This is a genomic window from Haloarchaeobius litoreus (assembly GCF_024495425.1).
In the GTDB taxonomy this organism is placed as follows: Archaea; Halobacteriota; Halobacteria; order Halobacteriales; family Natrialbaceae; genus Haloarchaeobius; species Haloarchaeobius litoreus.
Window position 1 is genome coordinate 931,991 of sequence record NZ_JANHJR010000002.1, and the last position, 21,915, is coordinate 953,905.

19 protein-coding genes are annotated in these 21,915 nt (G+C 68.3%); 10 read left to right on the forward strand and 9 right to left on the reverse strand.

Going from position 1 to position 21,915, the window contains the following annotated elements; all coding sequences use genetic code 11:
- Positions 1-28 precede the first annotated feature (28 nt).
- A complete protein-coding gene (locus NOW55_RS11570) occupies positions 29-694 on the forward strand; it encodes an O-methyltransferase (RefSeq protein WP_256400247.1) in 666 nt (221 codons plus the stop codon).
- 1 nt (position 695) lies between these two features.
- Here NOW55_RS11570 and NOW55_RS11575 read toward each other — a convergent pair whose 3' ends face one another.
- The 5 genes from NOW55_RS11575 to NOW55_RS11595 all read right to left on the reverse strand — a co-directional run bounded on the left by NOW55_RS11575 (position 696) and on the right by NOW55_RS11595 (position 6,795).
- Entirely contained in the window at positions 696-2,468 is a 1,773-nt protein-coding gene (locus NOW55_RS11575; protein WP_256400248.1) for a YegP family protein, read from the reverse strand.
- Between the two features lie 227 nt (positions 2,469-2,695).
- Positions 2,696-3,787, reverse strand: a complete 1,092-nt coding sequence (locus NOW55_RS11580) for an aminopeptidase (RefSeq protein WP_256400249.1) — start codon at positions 3,785-3,787, stop codon at positions 2,696-2,698.
- 87 nt (positions 3,788-3,874) lie between these two features.
- A complete protein-coding gene (locus NOW55_RS11585; protein WP_256400250.1) occupies positions 3,875-4,669 on the reverse strand; it encodes a creatininase family protein in 795 nt (264 codons plus the stop codon).
- A gap of 82 nt (positions 4,670-4,751) precedes the next feature.
- Complete coding sequence (locus NOW55_RS11590; protein WP_256400251.1) at positions 4,752-5,453, reverse strand: hypothetical protein; 702 nt, start codon at positions 5,451-5,453, stop codon at positions 4,752-4,754.
- A gap of 82 nt (positions 5,454-5,535) precedes the next feature.
- Positions 5,536-6,795 (reverse strand): zinc-ribbon domain-containing protein, encoded by a 1,260-nt coding sequence (locus tag NOW55_RS11595; protein ID WP_256400252.1) that lies wholly within the window; start codon positions 6,793-6,795, stop codon positions 5,536-5,538.
- A gap of 95 nt (positions 6,796-6,890) precedes the next feature.
- Here NOW55_RS11595 and NOW55_RS11600 point away from each other — a divergent pair, with 95 nt between their 5' ends.
- The 3 genes from NOW55_RS11600 (at position 6,891) to NOW55_RS11610 (ending at position 11,833) form a co-directional block, all read left to right on the forward strand.
- Complete coding sequence (locus tag NOW55_RS11600) at positions 6,891-8,384, forward strand: hypothetical protein (RefSeq protein WP_256400253.1); 1,494 nt, start codon at positions 6,891-6,893, stop codon at positions 8,382-8,384.
- A 106-nt stretch (positions 8,385-8,490) separates the two neighbouring features.
- Positions 8,491-9,639 (forward strand): acyl-CoA dehydrogenase family protein, encoded by a 1,149-nt coding sequence (locus NOW55_RS11605; protein ID WP_256400254.1) that lies wholly within the window; start codon positions 8,491-8,493, stop codon positions 9,637-9,639.
- A gap of 154 nt (positions 9,640-9,793) precedes the next feature.
- Positions 9,794-11,833, forward strand: a complete 2,040-nt coding sequence (locus NOW55_RS11610) for a hybrid sensor histidine kinase/response regulator (protein WP_256400255.1) — start codon at positions 9,794-9,796, stop codon at positions 11,831-11,833.
- Here the strand turns inward: NOW55_RS11610 and NOW55_RS11615 are convergent, their stop codons facing one another.
- From NOW55_RS11615 to NOW55_RS11625, 3 genes are all read right to left on the reverse strand, one after another.
- Positions 11,834-12,439, reverse strand: coding sequence for a HalX domain-containing protein (locus NOW55_RS11615; RefSeq protein WP_256400256.1), 606 nt, complete (start codon positions 12,437-12,439; stop codon positions 11,834-11,836). It lies immediately after the preceding gene.
- Positions 12,440-12,572: 133 nt separating this feature from the next.
- Entirely contained in the window at positions 12,573-13,301 is a 729-nt protein-coding gene (locus tag NOW55_RS11620) for a DICT sensory domain-containing protein (RefSeq protein WP_256400257.1), read from the reverse strand.
- A gap of 129 nt (positions 13,302-13,430) precedes the next feature.
- On the reverse strand, positions 13,431-15,416 hold the full coding sequence (locus tag NOW55_RS11625) for a 3-hydroxyacyl-CoA dehydrogenase/enoyl-CoA hydratase family protein (protein ID WP_256400258.1): 1,986 nt from the start codon (positions 15,414-15,416) through the stop codon (positions 13,431-13,433).
- Between the two features lie 116 nt (positions 15,417-15,532).
- Here NOW55_RS11625 and NOW55_RS11630 point away from each other — a divergent pair, with 116 nt between their 5' ends.
- Positions 15,533-16,684, forward strand: a complete 1,152-nt coding sequence (locus NOW55_RS11630; RefSeq protein WP_256400259.1) for an acyl-CoA dehydrogenase family protein — start codon at positions 15,533-15,535, stop codon at positions 16,682-16,684.
- Between the two features lie 282 nt (positions 16,685-16,966).
- On the opposite strand, the gene NOW55_RS11635 is transcribed toward NOW55_RS11630, so the two are convergent.
- Positions 16,967-17,671, reverse strand: a complete 705-nt coding sequence (locus tag NOW55_RS11635; protein WP_256400260.1) for a class I SAM-dependent methyltransferase — start codon at positions 17,669-17,671, stop codon at positions 16,967-16,969.
- Between the two features lie 244 nt (positions 17,672-17,915).
- On the opposite strand from NOW55_RS11635, the gene NOW55_RS11640 reads away from it, so the two are divergent.
- The 5 genes from NOW55_RS11640 to NOW55_RS11660 all read left to right on the forward strand — a co-directional run bounded on the left by NOW55_RS11640 (position 17,916) and on the right by NOW55_RS11660 (position 21,784).
- The gene (locus NOW55_RS11640; RefSeq protein ID WP_256400261.1) at positions 17,916-18,491 is read left to right on the forward strand and encodes a DNA-3-methyladenine glycosylase family protein; all 576 of its coding nucleotides are present in this window, start codon (positions 17,916-17,918) and stop codon (positions 18,489-18,491) included.
- A 289-nt stretch (positions 18,492-18,780) separates the two neighbouring features.
- Entirely contained in the window at positions 18,781-20,319 is a 1,539-nt protein-coding gene (locus NOW55_RS11645; RefSeq protein ID WP_256400262.1) for a Na+/H+ antiporter NhaC family protein, read from the forward strand.
- The gene (locus tag NOW55_RS11650; RefSeq protein ID WP_256400263.1) at positions 20,316-20,588 is read left to right on the forward strand and encodes a DUF7513 family protein; all 273 of its coding nucleotides are present in this window, start codon (positions 20,316-20,318) and stop codon (positions 20,586-20,588) included. The genes NOW55_RS11645 and NOW55_RS11650 overlap by 4 nt, the downstream gene beginning before the upstream one ends.
- Positions 20,589-20,777: 189 nt before the next feature.
- Complete coding sequence (locus NOW55_RS11655; RefSeq protein WP_303648749.1) at positions 20,778-21,455, forward strand: AzlC family ABC transporter permease; 678 nt, start codon at positions 20,778-20,780, stop codon at positions 21,453-21,455.
- On the forward strand, positions 21,452-21,784 hold the full coding sequence (locus NOW55_RS11660; protein WP_256400265.1) for an AzlD domain-containing protein: 333 nt from the start codon (positions 21,452-21,454) through the stop codon (positions 21,782-21,784). Before NOW55_RS11655 ends, NOW55_RS11660 begins: the two co-directional genes overlap by 4 nt.
- Positions 21,785-21,915: the final 131 nt, after the last annotated feature.

Below are 21,915 nucleotides of genomic sequence, written 5' to 3' on the forward strand. Positions count from 1 at the left end.
TAGGGGACCGACGCCCGCACCTCACTGCATGGACCTCCTCTCAGACGAGACGGCCCGCTTCGTCCGCGCGACCGCCCCGGAGCCCGACGACCTCGCTGCCGAGATGGACGCCTACGCGGCGGAACAGGAGTTCCCGCACGTCGGCCCCGCGGTCGGCGGCCTCCTGCGTACCTTCGCCCGCATTGTCGACGCCGAGCGCGTCTTCGAGTTCGGCTCCGGCTTCGGCTACTCCGCGTACTGGTGGGGGCAGGCACTCCCGGCCGACGGCGAGATCGTCCTCACCGAGTTCGATGAAGACGAGCTCGACATGGCCCGCGAGTTCATGCAGCGCGGCGGTCTGGACGCCATCGCCCGCTACGAGCACGGCGACGCCCTCGACGCCATCGAACGCTACGACGGCCCGTTCGACTGCGTCCTCGTCGACCACCAGAAGCACCGCTACGCGGAGGCGTTCGAGGCCGTCCGCGAGAAGGTCGCGCCCGGCGGCATCGTCGTCGCCGACAACGCCATGACCGCCGGCATCATCGAGTTCGAGAAGCTGCTCGCCATCGTCGAGGGCGACGACCCCGGCGAGGTGAACGAGCACACGCGGGGCATCGCAGACTATCTGGAGACCGTCCGGTCCGACCCCGAGTTCGAGACGAACGTGCTGCCGGTCGGTGAGGGGATCGCGGTCAGCTACCGGCTCGGCTGACTCACTCCTCGTCGTCGTCCTCCTCCTCTTCCGATGCCGTCGGCGCGTTGCGCTTGACGCTCTCGATGGCGTCGTGGACCCCGTGTCGGCTGCCGTAGCCCTGCCCGCAGTCGGCGATGATGTTGCCGTTGCGGTGCCGGAGCCGCCAGCGCCACTTCCCGCCCCGATCCTCGTACACCTCGAAGATCGCGCGACCGACGTCGAGCGCGTCCGCGTCCGGGACCTGGCGCTCGACTCGCTCGATAGCCTCCTCTAGCCCGTCCGCCGAGGCATAGCCCTCGCCGGAGTCGGCCACGAGTTCGCCGTTCCCGGACCGGAGCCGCCACCGGTGCTCCCCTGCCGTATCCTCGTACCGCTCGAACTCCAGACTGCCGCCTTCAAGCCCCGACCTGACCGCGTCGATAGCCCGCTTCGCGTTCCGGCGTCGGGTGTAGCCCTGCCCGGAGTCGCCGATGATGTTGCCGTTGCGGTGGACGAGCCGCCAGCGCCACTTCCCGCCCCGGTCCTGGAACACCTCGAACGACACCGGATCGAACCGCAGGTAGTCCGCCGGTCCGACGTTCCGCCGCACGCCCTTCAGCGCGCGGGTCAGCCCGCTCCGCGTCGAGTAGCCCTCGCCCGAGTCCGCGATGACCTGGCCGTTCTCGTGTCTGAGTCGCCAGCGCCACTCGCCGCCGCGGTCCTCGTACAGCTCGAACGTCGCGTCGCTCTCCTCCCTCTCGGTCTCGGCCGGCAGCAGCGGCATGTCGTCGAGGGCGTCCTCGCCGGTCTCCGCGGGCTCCTCGTCCGCGGCCGCCGCCGGCGTGGCGTGGACGACCGTCGCGCCGAGTGCGTTCCGACGCACGCTCTGGAGGCCCTTCTGCGCGTTGTGCTTCCGGGTGTAGCCCTCGCCGCCCGTGGCGATGATGTTGCCGTTGCGGTGCCGGAGCCGCCAGCGGAACTCGCCCTTCCTGTCGGGGTAGAGCTCGAACTGCGCCCTGCTCGTCCGGAGCGCGTCGAGTTCGTCCGACAGCGCCGTCACCTCGCCCTCCAGCTCTGTCTGCTTCGCCTCGGCGTCGGCGCTGGCCTGCTCGCTCGCCGCCACCCCCTCCTCGACTTTCCGGGCGAGGTCGTCGCGCTCCTGCCTGACGGATTCGAGTTCGTCTCGGAGCGCCGCCTTCGCCGTCTCGGCGTCGGCGCTGGCCTGCTCGCTCGCTGCAGCCCCCTCCTCGACCTGTCGGGTGAGTTCGTCACGTTCGTCGGCGAGTTCGTCACGTTCCCGGCTGACCGACTCCAGCTCGGCTTCGAGTTCGGATGCACGCCCGCTCGCCTGCGCCGCCGCCGCACCCGTCCGCGTCTCGGTCGGGCTCACGAGGGGGACGAACACCCCACCGACGCCGATGATGGCGATACCGAGCGCGTACAGGATGGCGACCGGCTGGTTCCCCGTCGTCGTGCTCCAGTCGACTGGGAAGACGACGGTGAACCAGACGACAGCGATGGCGCACATCGCCAGCCCGGTGTACGTCGTGTACGTCGCGGTTCGCTGGAGGGGGAGCCTGATGACCGGACCCGCGACCAGTAGCGCGATGCCCGCTGCCGAGAGCACGATGCTCGTCTCCCGCATCATCGTCGCGCTCTCGCTGGTCAGAAACAGCGCGATTCCAGCGACGCCGAGCACGACTCCCACCGCGAACACCCAGTAGCCGTACGCCTCGTCCCCCGTGTTCGCCGCCCCGATTCGGTCCTCGTAGGCCGACACCAGTGTACCGCCTTCCTTGTCGTCTGTTGCCATATAGCACATGCTGGACGCGATACAGAAAAGTGCTTTCACGGTTCTTCATGAATTCCAGCGGAAGGGACCCCCTGTCGTCCGGATCCTGCTTCCAACGAACGGTCGACGATGAGAGACAGCATCGCGAGTGATCGGCTCGCCGGCGGTCGCTCGAAACCGCACTACTGCTTGCAGGTCGTTCCTCCCCGCTCGCGTCTCGGAGACCCCTCGCTGCGCTCGGCGTCTCCCTACTCCTCGAACCCGTCCTCGAACCTGAACGTCCCGTCGCGCTGCACGACCTCGCCGTCGACCTCGATGTACGAGTCCTCGCTCATGTCGACGATCATGTCCTGGTGGACGACGGAGTCGTTACCCTCGTTGTTCTCGCCGATGTTCTTGTCGTAGGCACGGCCGAGCGCGAGGTGGATGGTGTCGCCCATCTTCTCGTCGAACAGCATGTTGTAGGTGAACCGGTCGATGTCGCGGTTCATCCCGATGCCGAGCTCGCCCAGCCGACGGGCTCCCTCGTCGGTGTCCAGCACGGCCGAGAGCACCTCCTCGTTCTTCTCCGCAGAGTGCTCGACGACCTCGCCGCCTTCGAACTTCAGGTAGACGTTCGTGACCTCGCGGCCCTGGGCCATCAGCGGCTTGTCGAACAGCACCTCGCCCTCGACGCTGTCGGGGACGGGCGCGGTGAACACCTCGCCGCCGGGCATGTTGTTCTCGGCGGTGTCGTTGATGGTGATGTTGCCCGCGACGGACATCGTGATGTCGGTCGTCTCGCCGCTCACGATGCGGACCTCCTCGGCGGGGTCGAGTATCTCGACCATGTGCTCCTGGAACTCGCGCTGTTCGTCCCAGTCCTTGTTGATGGCGCTCCAGACGAACTCCTCGTACGCCTCGGTGCTCATCTCGGCCTTCTGGGCGTCGCCCGGCGCTGGGTACTGCGTGACGACCCAGTTCGACTCCATCACCGTCTCTTGGATGGGCTTCATGTGCTGGCTCCGTGCCTGGTTCTTCTCCGGGGGCACGTCGCTCGTCTCGAACATGTTCGCGGAGCCACGGATGGAGATGAAGGCGTCGGTCTCCTCGGCGGCGGCGAGCGTGTGGGAGGGCGTGTCGAAGTCCTCGGGGTCGGCGGCGAGCATGTACGCGCGGTTGACGCGGCTCGACTGGAGGCGTGTCTGCGGGTGGGCACCCTTCTCGCCGAGGAGTTCGGCGATGGCGACGGCGAGGTCCTCCGCCTCGGGCGGTCCCGTCACGGTGACGTTGTCGCCGGCTTCGACCTCGGCACAGTCCTCGACGAGTATCTTGGCGTGTTCCCGAACGCGTTCGTCCATACCCTCGCTTACGACAAGCGACTGATATTCGTTTCGAAACACCGCCATGGATAGGCATGGACGAGAACGGCTTCGGGAAGAACGCGGTTACCGTCGGCTGCCGGGCTGCGGGTCGACGTGCGGTTCGCCCATGAGGTCGTCGAACGGCTTGTCGTCGAGCCAGCCGAGCAGGGCGACGAGCTGCTCGGTCGCGGCCTCGAACAGCTGCTCGCCCTTCTCTGCGGTCGCGTCGGTCTGGTCGCCGAAGACGCCGTTCGGGGAGTTGTCGATAGCGTCGTAGTAGTTCCGTGCGCCGTGGACCGTCGGCTCGCCGTCCACGAGGTTCACGCGGCCACCGTCGCGGGCCTCCGCGAGCCGGTCCTCGTGGACGTTCTCCGGGTCGAGGTACTGGAGCATCGCGGTCTCCTTCGGGCCGCCGTGGGGCCCGTTGTGCTCGAACAGCTCGTCGACGAGGTCGGGGATGGACTCGTCCCACATCCACTCGACGGCGAAGGCGACGCGGTCGTCGCGGAGCCGCCGACCGACCTCGCGGAGGTGCTGCATGTTGCCGCCGTGGGCGTTGACGTAGACGACGCGGTCGATGCCGTGGTGGGTGAGACTCCGCGTCATGCTCTCGACGTAGTCGCGGAACGCCGGCGGGTCGACCGACATCGTCCCGTGGAACTGCCGGTGGTGCATGCTCACGCCCACGTTCACCGTCGGCGTACAGAGGTAGCCGGCGCGGTCGGCCGCCTCGCGGGCGAGGTTCTCGGCGATCACGTGGTCGGTGCTCTCGGGGAGGTGTGGCCCGTGTTGCTCCGTCGACCCGAGCGGGACGACCGCGAGCGACTCCTCGGCGAAGTAGTCTCCGAGGTCCGGCCACGCCTGGTCGGCGAGGTACATGAACGTGGACGGGTCCCGGTCGGACAAAAGCATGGCCCTCCCGGCCAGCCACGGGGTGGAGTCCGCGTTCGAACGATGGCCGCTACTCGCTGCCGCGACGGCTGCTCCCGCCGCGACGCGAGGACTCCTCACGGTCACCGGACGACTCGTTCCGGGCGCGGTCGCCGGAGCTCCCGTCTCGTGACCCGCTGCCGGAGGAACCGCTTCGAGACCGGTCGTCATCGGCGCTCCGACGGGCCGTCTCGACCGACGACCCCGTTCTCGAACGGGTATCGCCGCCCGTGGACCCGGAGTTCGACGCCGACCGGTCCGACTGTCCACTCGCCGAGCGCCCCTTCGCCGAACGCCCCTTCGCCGAGCGCCCCTTCGACGAGGGGTCGCTCGACGACGTACGTTTCGAAGGTCCTCCGGTGGGGTCACTGCTCCGTCCCGTTCGGGTCTCCATTCCCGAGGCGCGCTGGGGGGTGCCCGGCGTGGTCGCTCCAGCGCGTCCGATGGATGCGCTCTCGGTCCCGGCCTCGACGGCGTCGGCGACGACCTTGTACGTCGTCCCGGCCATCCCGGCGAGCCAGACCGCGACGCCAGCGAGGACGAACACGCCCCCGATGAGAACCGCGAGCAGGCCGCCGCCGGTCGACCCGTTGTCGACGGCCGCGATACCGAAGGCACTCGTGAGGAAGAAACCGACGAGTGCGATACCGCCACCGACGACCGTCACGAGCAGCTGGTACCCCATCAGTTTGAACCCGTACTTGATCCCGTCCGCTGTCGAGACAGCTGTCATGATCCCACCATGGGTCAATCTTGTCAAACGGATGTATAGTTCTTCTCGCCGACTGGTGGCCGGCTCGTGACCGCTCCGTCGCTCACGCCTCAGCGAGCCACTGCTGTCGCCACCAGAGGTAGAGCCCGGTGACGACGAGGTTCAGGTACGGCACCGCGAGGAGGTAGTACGCGGCCGATGGCGTGCGACCGGTCTCGTGGGCGACGTATCGCCGGTCGAAGTAGAGGGCGAAGGGGGCGAGCGTCGGCGTCAGCACCACCCCGAGTTCGAGCAGGCCGCCGCCGTCGCCGATCCACGGCACCGTTCCGGCCGCGATGGCGGTCGGGTCGGCCGCGATTCCGATGGCGGCACCGAGGACCGTCAGGGCCGCGGGGACGAGGACGCCGAGCCACCAGCGACTGCTCGGGACGGCCGGTTCGTACGGCGTCTCCGCGTCGGCCCGGCGGGCGGCCTGCCGCTCCGCCAGGCGCTCGCTCCGGTCGCGGTCCGGGACCGACCGTTCACGGGATGGTCGCTCACGTCGGCGGCGTTCACGGTAGCCGCCAGCGGCCTCGCGCGGTGGTTCGCGCTCGGAACCACCGGGTTCGGCCCGTCGTTCCGGTTCGGTCCGTCGCTCGCGTTCGTACTGGACCTCGCCGCCACCGGCCCCGGTCGTTCGGTCACGGCCCTCCCGTGGCGGCTCCCGACGCTGGCGGCGGTCACGCGACTCGTCCCGTCGGTCGCGTCGAGGCCGCTCACGATAGTGGCTCTCGCCAGCCTCGCGCCGTCGCTGGGGCGACTCCGGGCCGTCCGAGCCGGTGTCGGCTGCGCCGTGCTCGCGCGCCGGTTGCTCCCGTCCGTCCGCGTCGGTGCCGACACCGTCTCCGTCCGGCTGGTGCGCGCCACAGCCGGTACACCGGACCGCCTGTACGACGAGCACGGCACCGCACTCTGGACAGTGCTTCTGCCACGGCTCCAGGCTCGCCTCGTCGGTGTCGGTGGCATCGGCCCGGCCGGTGTCGTCCCCGTCCTCGGCCTGCGCGCCGGCGTCGGCCGGCGGTGTGGCTCCCTCGTCGGTGCCCGTCGATGCGGGTCTGGATGGGGCTGTCTCCCGCGGGTCCGGGTCGGTCGCCCACACCATCTCCGGCGACTCGGGGGACTGTTCGTCGTCGTCGGCCTCCCCGTCAGCCGGGCTGTCGCCGGACGCAGCGTGTGGCCCAGCGGGGGCCGTCGCCCCGGCCGACTCGCCGCCTCTGTCGGCGGCGAGCGCCGTCCCACAGGCCGAACAGAACCGGTCCCCGGCGTCCGCCCGCGTGCCACAGGATGGACACTCCGTCGCGTCGGCACCACCGTCACGACTCATTGGATGTTGACACGTTCGGCTGGGGGAGGCAAATAAGTTCCTGCGCAGACGGACGAACTCAACGCCTTTCATCCTGCACTCCGTACGTGGGAACGATGCGCCGCCGTGCCCTGCTCTCCACCCTCGCCACCGCCTCCATCGCCGGTTGTAACGGCCTCACAGACGACGGGCGGACGACGCGGCCGCCACTGGACGTCGAGACTGCCACGCCGACGGCGACCGAATCACCGTTCCGGGAGCCGAGCGTCGCGCCCACCCCGACCACCGGGACCGAGGTCGGTCCCGACCACCGGCTCGTCTCGCTCCGAGCCATGGGCGTTCCCGACGGACTCGCGCTGGAGGCCGGCTTCGTCGGCGCGGCGACCGAGTCGCATCCGGCACTGCTCTGGGTCGGGCTCCGGAACGTCTCCGAGGCCGACCGGACGGTCGAGTTCGGGGCGACGCCGCCCGTCTCCACGTACCGGCTCCGCGGCGGCGATTTCCCGCTCTACCTCGTCCCCGCGCCCCGCCCCGAGCCGACCGATGGCGTGCGACTCTGGAACGCCTGCTGGAAGACCCGCTCGCAGTCCGTCGTCGAAGCCGAGGACACCACCCGGTCGGTGACCATCCCGCCCGGGGCGACCGTCGGCGGCCGCTACGGCGTGGTCGTGATGCGCGGCGCGGACGTCTGCCTCCCGACGGGGCAGTACGAGGTCGTCGGTGACGGCGGCTGGACGCTCGGGCTCTCGGTGTTCCCGTGGCGTGGGACGGCACCGCAGGACTCGCAGTTCGAGGACCCGTCGACGCCCGCACTCGCGGCGAACGACGGTGTCGTTCGCTGGTTCCACGAGTCCGATGCCGACACGACCCGCTACCTCGAACCGAGCGCCGAGCAGGTCGGGCTCACGAACGGGCGACTCCGGGCGACGCTGCACAACTACGGGCCGGGCTCGCTGGTCCACGACGAGACGTGGGCGCTCCTCCACCAGCACGAGGACGACTGGAATATCGTCGCGCCGCTCGCGACCGCCGTCGAGGACGATGAGACGGTCGTCAGACCCGGCCAGCGGGACCCGACGACGCTCGGCCTCGGCAGGCTGCCACGCCTCGACTACGGCGACCCCGCGACGGTCGGCGGACTGGTGCCGGGGCGCTACGCGGTCGTCTACCCACGCGTGGCGGTCTGGAGCGGGAATCGACGGACTGGAACCGACGTGTTCGCCGCGCTCGTCGACCTCGTCGGGGATGCGCCCGACCTCGCGCCGTCTGGCATGGTCGAGTCGACGGACCGCGTCGGGGACCGGCTACAGGTCCTCGCCACCGGGGACTCCGGCCCCTCGAACGCCGTCGTGACCGTCGAGCGCACCGCAGCCCTGCCGGACCGGTCGCTCGTCCTGTCGCAGGTGCTCCAGTTCGAGGTGCTCCGGGACACGCTGGCCTACCTCGACGACGACGGCGACCTCCGTCGGGTCGAGCTCCGGACGCCCGAGGTCCGCCGCGAACGGTTCGCCACCGGGGCGGCGAACCTGGTGCTGCCGACGGTCCCGGGCGGCGGAATCGTGTTCGCCTTCCGGGGGAGCGGCTACCGCGTCGAGATGGAGTCCGGCTGAGTTCCCACGACGGCCACGGACCGCTCGACAGCCCGCAGCGGGGCCCCGGAAGCCGCACACCCGCCGTCGCCACACCGTATTTGGGTATCCGGACCGAAGCCGAGGCATGGAGCTCTTGGAGGACAGCCTCGTTCCGGAGGAGGCCCACGGCATCAAGGCCGAAGCGCGCGAGTTCGCGGCCGAGCACATCGAGCCGAACGCCAGGGAGTGCTTCCAGCGCGGCGAGTACCCGTGGGAGATACTCGAAGCCGGCCAGGAGGCCGGGCTGGTCGCCCAGGACATCCCCGAGGAGTACGGGGGTCGAGGGCTCGCGCTCTCGGAGATACTCGCGATGGCCGAGGAGTTCTACAGGGCGGACGCGGGCATCGCGCTGACGCTCCAGCTCGCCAGCTTCGGCTGCGAGATAATCTACGAGTACGGCGACGAGGACCAGAAGGAGGAGTACCTCCGTCCCGTGGCGGAGGGCGACCAGATATCGGGGCTGGCGGTCTCGGAGCCCGACACCGGCAGCGACCTCGCCGGGATGGAGACGACGGCGACGAAAGAGGGCGACGAGTACGTCCTCGACGGCGAGAAGTACTGGATCGGCAACGGCGTCGAGGGGGACTGGATCACCGTCTACGCCCGCACCGGCGACGACGAGGACAACCGCTACGGCAACCACTCCGTCTTCATCGTCCCCACGGACATCGACGGCTACGAGGCCGAGCACATCCCCGAGAAGATGGGCTTCCGTGCGTCGAAGCAGGCCCACATCACCTTCGACGGTGCGCGCATCCCGGCGGAGAACCTCGTCGGCCACGAGGGGAACGGCTTCATGATGCTCGCGGACTTCTTCAACCACGGCCGCATCGTCGTCGCGGGCCACGGCCTCGGGCTGGCGGCCGCCGCCATCGAGGAGGCCTGGGAGTTCGTCCACGACCGCGAGCAGTTCGGGCGCACCATCGCGGACTTCCAGTCGGTCCAGCACGACCTCGCCGACATGCTGCTCGAGTTCGAGTCCGCCCGGTCGCTCGTCTGGCGTGCCTGCGGGAAGGTCCAGGACGGGCAGAACCCGGGCTACTGGGCCGCGATGGCGAAGACGAAGGCGACCGAGACCGCCACCCAGAACGCCGAGCTGGGGATGCAGCTCCACGGCGGTCGCTCCGTGCTCGACGAGCGCCGCATCGCACGGGTGTACCGCGACGTTCGTATTCCGGTCATCTACGAGGGGGCGAACGCCATCCAGCGCAACCTCATCTACCGGCAGGCGTAGCCCGGCAACCGCTCGCGTTCGGCGACTCCCCCTGGGCCTGACCGGGGGAGACAACCACAAGCGTCTTTATCGCGACACCGAAACAGAAGCTCAACCGAATCGCGACCGGTCACCCACGGCGAGACGCGCCCGGTCGGGAGCAGGACTCCACACAATGACGGCCACGAAACGGGTTCTCATCATCAGCAACGACGCGCAGTTGCGCGCCAGTCTCGCCGCGCCGCTGCAGTGGTCCTACCCGAACGTCGAGGTCCTGACCGCCGCCGGCTTCACCGGCGTCATCGAACACCTCGCCGACGGTGACCTCGACTGCATCGTCAGCGACATGGCGACCATCGACGCCGCCCCGGCGGTGCTCCAGGCGACCCGCGAACGCCACCCCGACATCCCGCTGCTCGTGCTCACCGAGTACGAGGCCGAACGCGGCAGCGGCGCGGCCGTGATGGAGGTCGTCGACTTCATCGACGGCGTCGGCGACGCCGGCTCCGACGACGCCTTCGCCGCCTGGGTCGCCAACTCGGTCGTCCGCAACCCGACCGACGCCGCCCCGCCCGGCGGGAGCCGCCCAGAGGACCTCGTCCGCGACGTGAAACGGGCACTCGTCGACGCCTCGTCGCCGATGGACATCGAACAGGCCGTCTGCGAGCAGCTCACACTCGGCGGCCGCTACACGTTCGCGTGGATCGGCGAGTACGACAAGCGCGAGGGACAGGTCGTCCCGTGGGTGTCAGCGAGCGCGACCGACGACTGGCCGGTGAGCGTCACCTTCCCGGTCGGCCGCGGCGGCGGCCAGCAGACCGTCATCGAGCGCGCGCTGCGGACCCGCGAACCCCAGGTCGTCAACGACATCGACGCGCACCTGGCGGCCGTCCCCTGGCGCTCGGCGGCGACCGAACGCGACTGCAACGCCGTCGTCGTCGCACCGCTGTACTCCGACGACGAGCTCTACGGCGTCCTCGGCGTCTACTCCGACGACCCCGGCGGGTTCTCCGAGATGGAGGTCAGCGCCCTCTGGGAGATCGCCGGGAGCGTCTCGCACGTCCTCGACACCATCGCCATCCGGGGGCGCATCGACCAGCAGGAGCGCGTGCTCAGACGGTACGAACGGCTCGTCGAGACCGTCGGCGACGGGATGTACGCCCTGGACGCCGACGGCCACTTCATGACCGTCAACAACGCGATGCGGTCGATGACCGGCTACAGCCGGGAGGGCCTGCTCGGCGAGCACATCTCCATCGTCCTCGATCCGGCGGATGTCGAGCGCGGTGCGGAGCGCATCCGTGAGATGGTCGCCAGGGACCGGATGGAGGGCGAGACCGCGGAGGTGACCGTCCACACGAAAGAGGGTCGTAGCTATCCCTGCGAGGTCCAGTTCGCGCTGCTGCCCTACGACGACGACGACGAGTTCCGCGGCACCGTCGGCGTCATGCGCGACATCACCGAACGGAAGCAGCGCGAACGCGAGCTCCAGCGCCAGAACGAGCGCCTCGACGCGTTCGCGAGCATCGTCAGCCACGACCTCCGGAACCCGCTCGGCGTCTCGCAGGGCTATCTCGAGCTGGCGATGGAGAGCGCCTCGGAGGACGTCGGGGCCTCGCTCGAACACGTCGCCGACGGCCTCGAACGGATGGAGGACATCGTCGCCGACGTGCTCGCCATCGCCAGGCAGGGCCAGACGGTGACCGAGACCGAGTCGATGGAGCTGGAATCGCTGGTCCGCGAGGCCTGGACCAACGTCGAGACGCCCGCGGCGACGCTCACCGTCGAGTGCTCCGGCCGGGTCGAGGCGGACCGCTCACGGCTCCTCCGGGCGTTCGAGAACCTGTTCCGGAACGCCATCGAGCACGGCGGCGACGACGTGACCGTCGAGGTCGGGCTGTTGTACGAGGAGCCCGAGCACACCGTCGACACCGGTGGGTTCCAGTTCCCGGAGGAGGGTGGTACCGGCGTCGAACACGTCGAGGCGGAGACGCCGACGATGGTCGGGTTCTACGTCGCCGACGACGGCGAGGGGATGCCCGAAGAGGTGCGAGAGAACGCGTTCGACTCGGACTTCTCCACGTCGGACGAAGGTCTCGGTATCGGACTGTGGGTCGTCAGAGAAGTTGCGAGTGCGCACGGCTGGACGACGCGAGTCGTCGAGAGCGAGTCCGGTGGGGCGAGGTTCGAGTTCTCGAACGTGGAGTCACCGTGATCAGCTGCCGCCGGGGAGGTCCTGGAACGCGCCGACGAAATCGTCGTGGTCCTGCATCCCGGAGACGGTCTGGTCGACGCGCTCCCGGAGTTCGTCCACGCGCTCGCAGAGCTCCCTGTACTCCTCGTTGTCTTCGAGCTCACGTTCGGACTTCTCGGACTCGAGGAGGGACTTCTTCGAGACGAGGGCGTAGTACTCCTGGATGTCGGTCTCGTACTCGGACCGGCCGGTGACGCTCTCGACGACCTCGAGGAGCTCGTCCTTCGAGACCGGCTTGACGAGGTAGTCGTCGAAGCCCATCTCGATGATGTCGAAATCGGGGTCGACGGCGGTGACCATCACGACGCGACAGTCGTAGCCGTCCTCGCGGATACGGTCCAGCACCTCGTCGCCCGAGAGACCGGGCATCCGCCTGTCGAGCAGTACGATCTCGACAGAGTCCTCCATCAAATCCAGCGCTGACTCGCCGTCGTAGGCCGCCTCGACGTTGTAGTCCGCCTGGAGCCACGCGGCGAAGAGATCCGCCAGTCGTGACTCGTCGTCGACGACGAGCACCTCGAGGCCACCAGATGTGTCGCCAGCCCCTTGACCGTCGTTTTCTGCCACGTTCGGCCAATGGTGTCTATGGTTCATAAATGCCGCGCCCACGTTTCTTGCTTCTGATACAATATCGCGGAGATAACAACAGTCGGCGGGTTCTCCCTGTCACATCTACCCGAGATGAACGTGTCCAGTGGGACTACGGGGCGACGCGGTCGTACCGTCCCGAGAGATACTCGACGACACGGTCGACGACGTCCGGGTCGTACGTCCAGCAGCCGTAGAATCCCTCTATCTCACCCTCGCGAGCGATGAGCGCACACTTCCCCTCGGGCGTGTCACCGCCGTCGAAGGCGACGAACCAGGTGAGCCGGAGCTCCTCGTTGTCGTTCGCGTGGACGTGCAGGCCGTCGACGTCGACGCTCGCGTCCGGCGACCCGTAGATGTGTATCTCGAGGTCGGTCGTCGCGAGGCGACGGTACACGTCGGCCTGGCCGGAGAAGCGCGAGAGCTGCTGGAACCCGACGTGGAGCTCGCCGGTCGCATGCCGGAACGCGCGGTCCTCTATCTCGCGGGTCACGTCCATCATCCGGCCGGTGTCGTAGGACGTGAACGTCGTCTCCTTCAGCGGCGAGAGCAGGTCGGCGTGGTCGGCGTCGTCGATACCGAGCCCGTCGCGCCCCGGCGTCGGGCCGTCCAGGAGTGCCCGCAGTTCGTCGCCGGTGACGGCGGTGTAGAACTCGTCGGGCGCGGTCAGCGTTGCGAACGTCGGTGCGTCGGCGACCGTCTCGTCGACGTCGACACGGACGTTCATGTCCTCGACGAACGACGCGAGTTCGGTGTCCAGCGACGACGCTGCCGGCAGGTTGAACAGCGTCAGCGTCTTCTCGCTCGACCGGACCCGGTCGACGATGTCGAGGAGTGTCACACCCTTACTCGCGTACGGGAGGATTTGAGGTTTGCCCCTCGAAGCGTGGCCCGTGTGCACGCTGTCGGCTTGGAATCGGGACGAAAAATTCGCCGTCGCAGCCGGACGTGGCCGCCGCAGTTGGTGTCGTTACTTGCCCTCGAACTCGGGGTCGTCGTCGCCGAAGAAGGCGTTGATGCCCTCGTGGACGTCCTCGCTGGCGACGACGTGACCGAAGCCGAGCGACTCGACCTCGAGGCCGGCCTCGACGTCGTCCCAGCCCTTCAGCATCGCGCGCTTGGTGAACCGCTGGGCGAGCGGCGGGCCACCGGCGAGCTTCTCGGCGTACTCGACGGCCGCGTCCGCGAACTCGTCGGGGTCGTACACCTCGTTCACGAAGCCGTAGTCCGCCATCGCCTCCGCCTCGAAGCGCTCGGCGGTGAGGATGATCTCCTTCGCACGACCCATGCCGACGATGCGCTGGAGACGCTGCGTACCGCCCCAGCCGGGGATGAGACCGAGGTTGAACTCGGGCTGGCCGAACTCGGAGCGCGTCGTCGCGACGCGCACGTCGGCACAGGTCGCGAGCTCCATGCCGCCACCGAGACAGTAGCCGTCGATGGCCGCGACGACGGGCATCTCGACCTCCTCCAGACGGCCGAAGGTCTCCTGGCCGTACTTCGAGAGTTCGACGGCGTTGAACGGGTCCGCGCCGCCGCCGGCGATGCTCATGAAGTCCGCGCCCGCGGAGAACGCCTTCGAGCCAGCGCCGGTGAGCAGGATGGCGCGAACGTCGTCGTCCTCGTCCATGAGGTCGATGGCGGCGTCCAGCTCCTCGATGAGTTCGAGGCTGATGGAGTTCATCTGCTGGGGCCGTGAGAGCTCGATCTGGCCGACCATGTCGCCGGGGTAGCTGACCTCGAGCGTGTCGAAGTCGGGTGCGCCCTCCGCATCGCCCTCGTCCTGGTCGTAGAAACCGCCCTCCTCGGCGACCGTCGCGAGGTAGTCGAACGCCTCGTAGCGCGGGTGGCCGGACGCCTCGTACGCCTCGTCCAGTGCGTCGGCGAGCTTCGCGACGCCGTACTCGTCGGCGAACTTCGCCGGCCCCTTCGGCCAGCGCCCGCCGAGCTTGACGGCGGTGTCGATCTCCTCGGGCGAGGCGACGTCGTCGCCGACGAGGTAGGCGACCTCGTTCGCGAGCACCGCGAGGAGACGCTCCTTGACCGTCTCGCTGAACAGGTCGTCGTCCATCGGAACGTCCGCGCCGTCACCGTCCTCGTAGTCGTAGAAGCCCGTCCCGGACTTCTGGCCGAACTCCTCGTTCTCGACCTTCTCGACCATCATCGGCGCGGGCTCGTAGCGGTCGCCCGCGACCTCGTGCATGTAGTCGAGGACGTGGTAGCCGACGTCGATGCCGACGTAGTCCGACAGCTCGAAGCTCCCCATCGGCAGGCCGATGTCGAACTTCGTCGTCGCGTCGACCTCCTCGATGGTGGCGACGCCCTCGTCGACGAGCCACGCGGCCTCGTTCATCAGCGGGACGAGGACGCGGTTCACGATGAAGCCGGGGACGTCCTTGCGGACGCGGACCGGCGTCTTGCCGAAGTCCTCGGCGAGGTCCTCGACGATGTCCAGCGTCTCGGTGTCGGTGTGCTCGCCGGAGATGACCTCCACGAGGTCCATCCGGATCGGCGGGTTGAAGAAGTGCATCCCACAGAAGCGCTCCGGCCGGTCGGTGAACTCGGAGAGGTCGGTGATGGAGAGCGAGGACGTGTTCGTCGTGAAGACGGCCCGGTCGGGGGCGTACTCCTCGACGTCCGTCCACGTGTCCTCCTTGATATCCATCTTCTCGGGGACGGCCTCGATGACCACGTCGGCGTCGGCGACGGTCTCCTCGAGGTCGACGAGCGGCGTGACGCGGTCGAGGGCGGCGTCGGCCTCGTCCTCGCCGATCTGCTCGCTGTCGGCGAGCTTGCCGAGCGACCACTCGATCTTGTCGTAGCCGCCCTGGACGAACTCGTCCTTGATGTCCCGCATGTTCACATCGTAGCCCGCGAGTGCTGCGACTTCGGCGATACCGTGTCCCATGTTGCCCGCACCGAGAACTGCGACGGTGTTGATTTCTTCCAGCTCCATGGGCCACAACTCAATTGGAACCCGTTTCAAGGTTTCCCTTAGCGAACACGAAAACTCCTTGCCAGTTTAGAACCGGGTACATACCTTTTTAACGAACAATGCGTTAATGGTTTACTATGGATTTCGCGCTGTCAGACGAGCAGAAACAGATCAAGGAGGAGGTCGCTCGCTTCGCCGAGAACGAAGTGAAGCCGGTCGCACAGGAGTACGACGTCGAGGAGAAGTACCCGTGGGAGGTCATGGAGAAGGCCGCCGACGCCGGGCTGCTCGGTGCCCACATCCCGTTCGACTACGGCGGAGCCGACTACGGCAACCTCGAATCCGCGCTCATCACCGAGGAGCTGTTCGCGGTCGACCCCGGCATCGGCCTCTGTCTCACCTCCGCGTCCTTCGGCGCGGACGCCATCATGGAGTTCGGGACCGAGGAGCAGAAGGAGCGCTTCCTCTCGCCCATCCCCGAGGGTGAGGCCATCATGGGCGCGGCCATCTCGGAACCCGACACCGGCTCCGACGTCTCCTCCGTCTCCACGCAGGCCGAGAAGGACGGCGACGAGTGGGTCATCAACGGCACCAAGATGTGGATCACCAACGGCTCCATCGGCGACTACTACGTCGTCCTCTGCCAGACCGACCCCGACGCCGAGGGCCGCTACAACGGCTTCAGCCAGATCGTCGTCGAGGCAGACCGCGACGGCTTCGAGGCCGAGAAGATCACCGGCAAGCTCGGCATCCGTTCGTCGGACACCGCCGAGCTCATCCTCAACGACGTGCGCGTCCCCGAAGAGAACCTCATCGGCACCCGCGGCATGGGCTTCCTCCAGCAGATGCAGTTCTTCGACGAGACCCGCACCGCCGTCGCCGCACAGGGCGTCGGCATCGCCAAGGGCGCGAACGAGGCCGCGCTCTCGTACGCCCAGGAGCGCGAGCAGTTCGACCGGCCCATCTCGGACTTCCAGGCCATCCAGCACAAGCTCGCCGACATGCACACCCGCACCGAGGCCGCCCGGATGCTGACCTACAAGGCCGCCTGGAACGTCGACCAGGGCGAGGACATCACCAAGCTCGCCTCCATGGCCAAGGAGTACGCCTCCCGCGTCGCCGTCGACGTCGCCAACGAGGCCGTCCAGATCCACGGCGGTGCCGGCTACGTCAACGACTTCCCCGTCGAGCGGTTCTACCGCGACGCCAAGATCACCCAGATCTACGAGGGCACCACCGAGATACAGAAGAACATCATCGCCCGCGAGCTGCTCGGGAAGGGCTACTAGGCGACGACCTTTTTCTTCGTTGGGTCGCTCGCTGCGCTCGCGACCACTCCTCGAAAAAGCTCGGCCAAAAAGGCCGGGCGCTCACTGCGTTCGCGCCCGGTGAACCGCGCAAAGCGAGGCGACGCAGTCGCCTCGTTGGCGAACGGGCCGGAGCCCTCGGAGGCCCGTGAGCCCGCTTCGCTCGCGCGGACGTTCACCTCCTTTCTGTGTCGGCTCGGGTTCGTGGAGCGGCCGTGGAGGGTCGTGTCACCGGGTGGTTGGTCGGTCGTTGCCGCACAGCTGCTACTCCGGCTTCGGCACGTAGACGAGCGGGACGTGGCCCCAGGCCCACCGCTTCTCGGGCTTCTCGGCGACCGCCCAGATGCTGCGGGGCCAGGTGCCGACGGCGTTGCGGATGGCGTCGAACGAGAGCGTGCTCTCCTCAGCCATCACGAGGCCGAAGCGCTCCCCGTACTCGCCGGGGTCGCGCCGCGGGTCGTCGCTCTCCTCGAGTTCGGCGTGCTGGGCGCGGAACTGGGCCGCGCCGAACTCGTTCACGTACCCGAGCACGAGGTGGCCGCCGGGTGCGACCGCGTCGTACATGTTCTGGAGGGCCTGCTCGGACTCGGTCACGTAGGCGAGGGTGCCGTAGCACAGGACGAGGTCGAACTGGCGGCCGGGGTCGAACTCGGGGAGGACCGTGCGCTCGAAGCTGACGTTCTCGAGCCCCTCTCCCGTGGCACGTTCGCGGTTCTCGTCGAGGATGGCCTCGGCTGCGTCGTAGCCGACGACGTCCGCGTCGGGGTACCGTTCCGCGAGGTCGAACGTGACGACGCCCGGACCGCAGCCGACGTCCGCGACGGAGTCGATACCGCCCGTTTCGGTGATGAGGTCGGCGAGCGCCTCCCTCACGTGGTGTGCGCTCGGAGTCGCGCTCTCGTGGTCGTCCGTGTCCGCGGTGCGCCAGAACTCGTCCCAGTCGATGGTCTGCTGGTGTGTCTCTGTCATCGTTATTGTCGGTCTTCGTCTGTTTTCCGTCGTTGTCACTCGGCGTCGCTGTTCGCTGACGTGGCGTATTGCCGGCCTGTCGGGCTTCTTGCCGGGATTGAGGGATAGCTGCCGCTACTCCATAAAAGTTGCCAAAATTGTTTAGCTTACTCCTTGCTTACATATTCTCCCGCCGGGCACTTAGTCGTTTCGGGAGTGGAGTGGACCGCTTATCCCCGTCCGGGTCCTGGGGTCCGGTACACAGATGAGTCAGGACGCGTACGACCACCTCCGAACCGACCCCGAGCTGGGTACCGTCGTCGAGGAGCACGGTGCGCTCGAACTGGAGCCGGCCGACGACCTGTTCGAGCGGCTGGTCCGGTCCATCGTCAGCCAGCAGGTCTCCACGTCGGCGGCGACCGCCATCAGGGAGCGCCTGTACGACGCGGTCGAGATAACGCCGGCGGCCATCCTCGCCGCCGATGAGTCGACGCTGCGCGACGCCGGGCTCTCCGGGCAGAAGGTAGGGTACGTCCGAAACGTCGCCACGGCGTTCGAGGAGCACGGCTTCACGGCCGCGTACTTCGACGAACTGTCCAACGAGGCCGTCGTCGACGAACTCACCGACATCAAGGGAATCGGCGTCTGGACCGCCAAGATGCAGCTCATGTTCAGTCTCGCTCGCCCCGACGTGTTCCCGGTCGAGGACCTCGGCATCCGGAACGGTATGTGCGCGCTCTACGGCGACGAACTGACCCGCGGCGAGATGGTCGAGACCGCCGAGCGGTGGCGGCCGTATCGTTCGTACGCGTCGCTCTACCTCTGGCGGACCGTAGACTGAGCGAACCCCATCGGCAGACCGGTAGAAACGACGGGCAAGTTCACCGCTGTCCCCGGGGAGAGCGTAGTTCTCCCGCCACCGTCGGTAAAATTAGGCCGTCCACACGTCCACCGTAGCACAGAACCGCGGACCACTCGTTCTCCTTTCACTCGGCTTGGGAGGCGCAAGTGGCACTTTCACCACGGACGAGGCGAACTGAGCCGGTGAGACCGGTTCACACGACAGCGAGCGGGACGGTCTCGGGATAATTCGCGCAGTTTTAACGAGTGCGCGACTGACCCCTCGCCCAATGGTAGAGACGGAGTCGGCCGAACCTGCCGATGCATCGGACCCACCCGACCTGGAGTTCTACGGTGGGCGTGCCGCGAGCGCGGTCCCGCTCGCCGTGTTCGTCGCCTGGGCAATCTTCCAGAGCGGCGTCCTCGGTGTCGGCGACACGCAAGGACTGGTCGTCGGGATGCTCGTCGGCCTCATCGCCGGGCTGTTCCTGGTGAGGGGCTCGTGGAAGGACTACGCGGACACCATCTTCGACGGGATGACACAGCGCGTGGCGGCGACCGCGGTCGTCGCCTGGCTCTGGGCGGGCATGTTCGCGAACGTGCTCCGGGCGGGCCAGTTCGTGAACGGCCTCGTCTGGGCCGCCGACGTCACCGGTGTCGCGGGCGACCTCTTCCCGGCGCTGACGTTCGTGCTCGCCGCGCTGCTCGCGACCGGTATCGGGACCGGCTACGGCACCGCGATCACGTTCACGACCGTCGTCTTCCCCGCGGGTCTCCTGCTCGGGGCGAACCCGACGCTGCTCTTCGCCGCCATCCTCTCCGGTGCGGTGTTCGGCGACAACCTCGCGCCGGTCTCGGACACGACCATCGTGAGCGCGGTCACCCAGGACGCCGACATCGGGGGTGTCGTCTCCTCGCGGCTGAAGTACGCGCTCGTCGCGGCGGTGTTCGCGTTCGCGGCGTACGTCCTCGCCGGCCTGTCGATGTCCGGCATCGAGGTAACCGGTGCGGGGACGAGTCTCGCAGAGCAGGCGAACGTGGCTGGCCTCGTCCATCTGGTCTCGATGGGCGTCGTCATCGTGACGGCGATACGGGGCCGTCACATCGTCGAGGCCGTCTCCTGGGGGCTCCTGACCGCCGTCGTGGCGAACCTCGCCCTCGGGCTCTCCTCGCTGGCGGACATCGTCGTGTTCGTCGCGCCCGCCGAGACGAGCCTCGCGTCCGAGTTCGCGTGGCTCCCCATCGTCCGGATCGCCGGGCCCGACGAGTCCGTCGCCGTCGGTGGGGCGCTCTACGACGGTGCGGTCGGGTTCTTCCCGCTCATCGTCCTGACGCTGCTCATCGTCGCGGCCGCGGAGATCATGATCCGCGGCGGCGGCTTCGAGGCCATCCTCGACTTCCTCATCGGCTCCGTCGCGACGACTGTCCGCCGTGCGGAGCTGACGATGGTTCTGGGGACGGCGCTGGTCAACGGGATGATCACCATCAACACCGCGGCCGAGATCGCCATCGCTCCGTACATCGCGCGGCTGGGTGGGCGGTTCAACCTGAACGGCTACCGGCGCGCCAACATCCTCGACGCGAACACCTCTGCCCTCGGCTACATCTTCCCGTGGGGTGGCGGCCTGCTCGCGGGCTACGGCGCGATGACGAGCCTGACCGAGAGCGTCCCCTGGTTCACCGAGGCGATGGTGGTCAACCCGGTCACCGTCTGGCCGTACGTCTTCCACGGCTGGTTCCTCGTGGCGGTGTTCGTCTTCGCGGCGTGGACCGGCTACGGCCGCGAATACGTCCACGACCGCCAATCCGCGGAGGTGGAGCGCGTATGAGCGTCCTCTCGTCCGTGTTCGCCGGCATCGGCTTCCGGACGCGAACCCCGTCGTTCACTCCCGGGCAGGAGGTGACCGCGTTCGTCAGCGGGGTCCAGGACGGCGACGCGGTGCTCCGGATCGGCGACTCGCGGCTCGCCGTGTCGGGCGTCGACGACCCGAGCGCACTCGTCGACGAGCGGGTCCTGGTCCGCGTCGAGGCGTTCGACGAGTCGAGCCACTCCGGCAGTGCGACCCTCGTCGACGTCATCGAGGGGCGCGGACTGTAGTCGGCGACTGCCCGCCCGTTAACCGACGAACCGGCGGGAGGAGACGGCGAAGCTACCCGCGAGCGAACCACCTATTGGCCTCGGTTGCGTCGCCCCGACGATGACAGGCGTCCGTCGTGCTGGCGAGGTGTCGCGCGAGTGAGCGTCCGGAGCGACGCGGCCGAGGGAGCCCGCGCCATCGGCCCGTTCATGCTCGGAGTCGTCCCGTTCGGGCTCATCACCGGTATCAGCGCGATCGAGGCCGGATTCGATGCCGTGCAGACGGTCGCGATGTCGGTCCTGGTCTTCGCCGGCGCGTCCCAGCTCGCGCTCATCGAGCTCGTGGGTGACGGGGCCCCGGTCGCGGTCGTCGTCGCGACCGCGGCCGTCGTCAACCTCCGCTACCTGATGTACAGCGCGTCCATCGCACCCTACTTCCGTGACTTCTCGCCGCCGTGGAAGTGGCTCTCGGCGTACGCGCTGACCGACCAGTCGTACGCCGTCGCCGTCACGTCGTTCCGCGACGACGAGCCGTCCAAGCACCGACGGCGCTGGTACTACCTCGGCGCGGCGTTCGCCCTCTGGGGGGTCTGGGTCGTGTCGACGGCCGTCGGGGTCGTCATCGGCGGGAGCGTCCCGCCGGGCCTCTCGCTGGAGTTCGCCGTCCCGTTGACGTTCCTCGCACTGCTCGTCCCGTCCCTGAAGGACCGCCTCAGCGGGCTGGTCGGCGTGATCGCGGGGGGCGTGGCCATCCCGGCGGCCGCACTCCCGCTGGACCTCGGGCTTGTCGCCGCCGCGCTGATCGGGCTGACCGTCGGCGTCCTCGTCGACACGTTCACCGACTGGGCGGACGACGAGCCGGCCGGCGAAACGGAGGGCGAGCCATGAGCTACGACGCCACGACGCTCTGGGGTATCGTGGCTGCCGTGGGCGTCATCACGCTCGCGCTTCGGCTCTCGTTCATCCTGCTGTTCGGCCGGGTCGACGATATCCCGAACCGCGTCGAACGGACGCTGGAGCTCGTCCCGGCGGCGGTGCTCGCCGCACTCGTGGTACCGGCGGTCGTCGCGCTCGACACCAGCCTGGCGCTGCAGGCCGAGCCGGCGAAGGTCGTCGCGGCGGTCGTCGCCGCGGCTGTCGCCTGGCGCACCGAGAACGTCCTCGCGACCATCGCGGTCGGCATGGGCGCACTCTGGCTTGTCGGGATGGTCGTCTGAGCAGGCCACGAGGACGACGAATATCCGTATGTCACCCCAGTATCGTCTGATTCTGACCATTCTAACGGTTCCAATGGTGATATCTGGAAAGGGGCCGTCATATACCTGCTATCGGGAGAAGCAGGCGAACC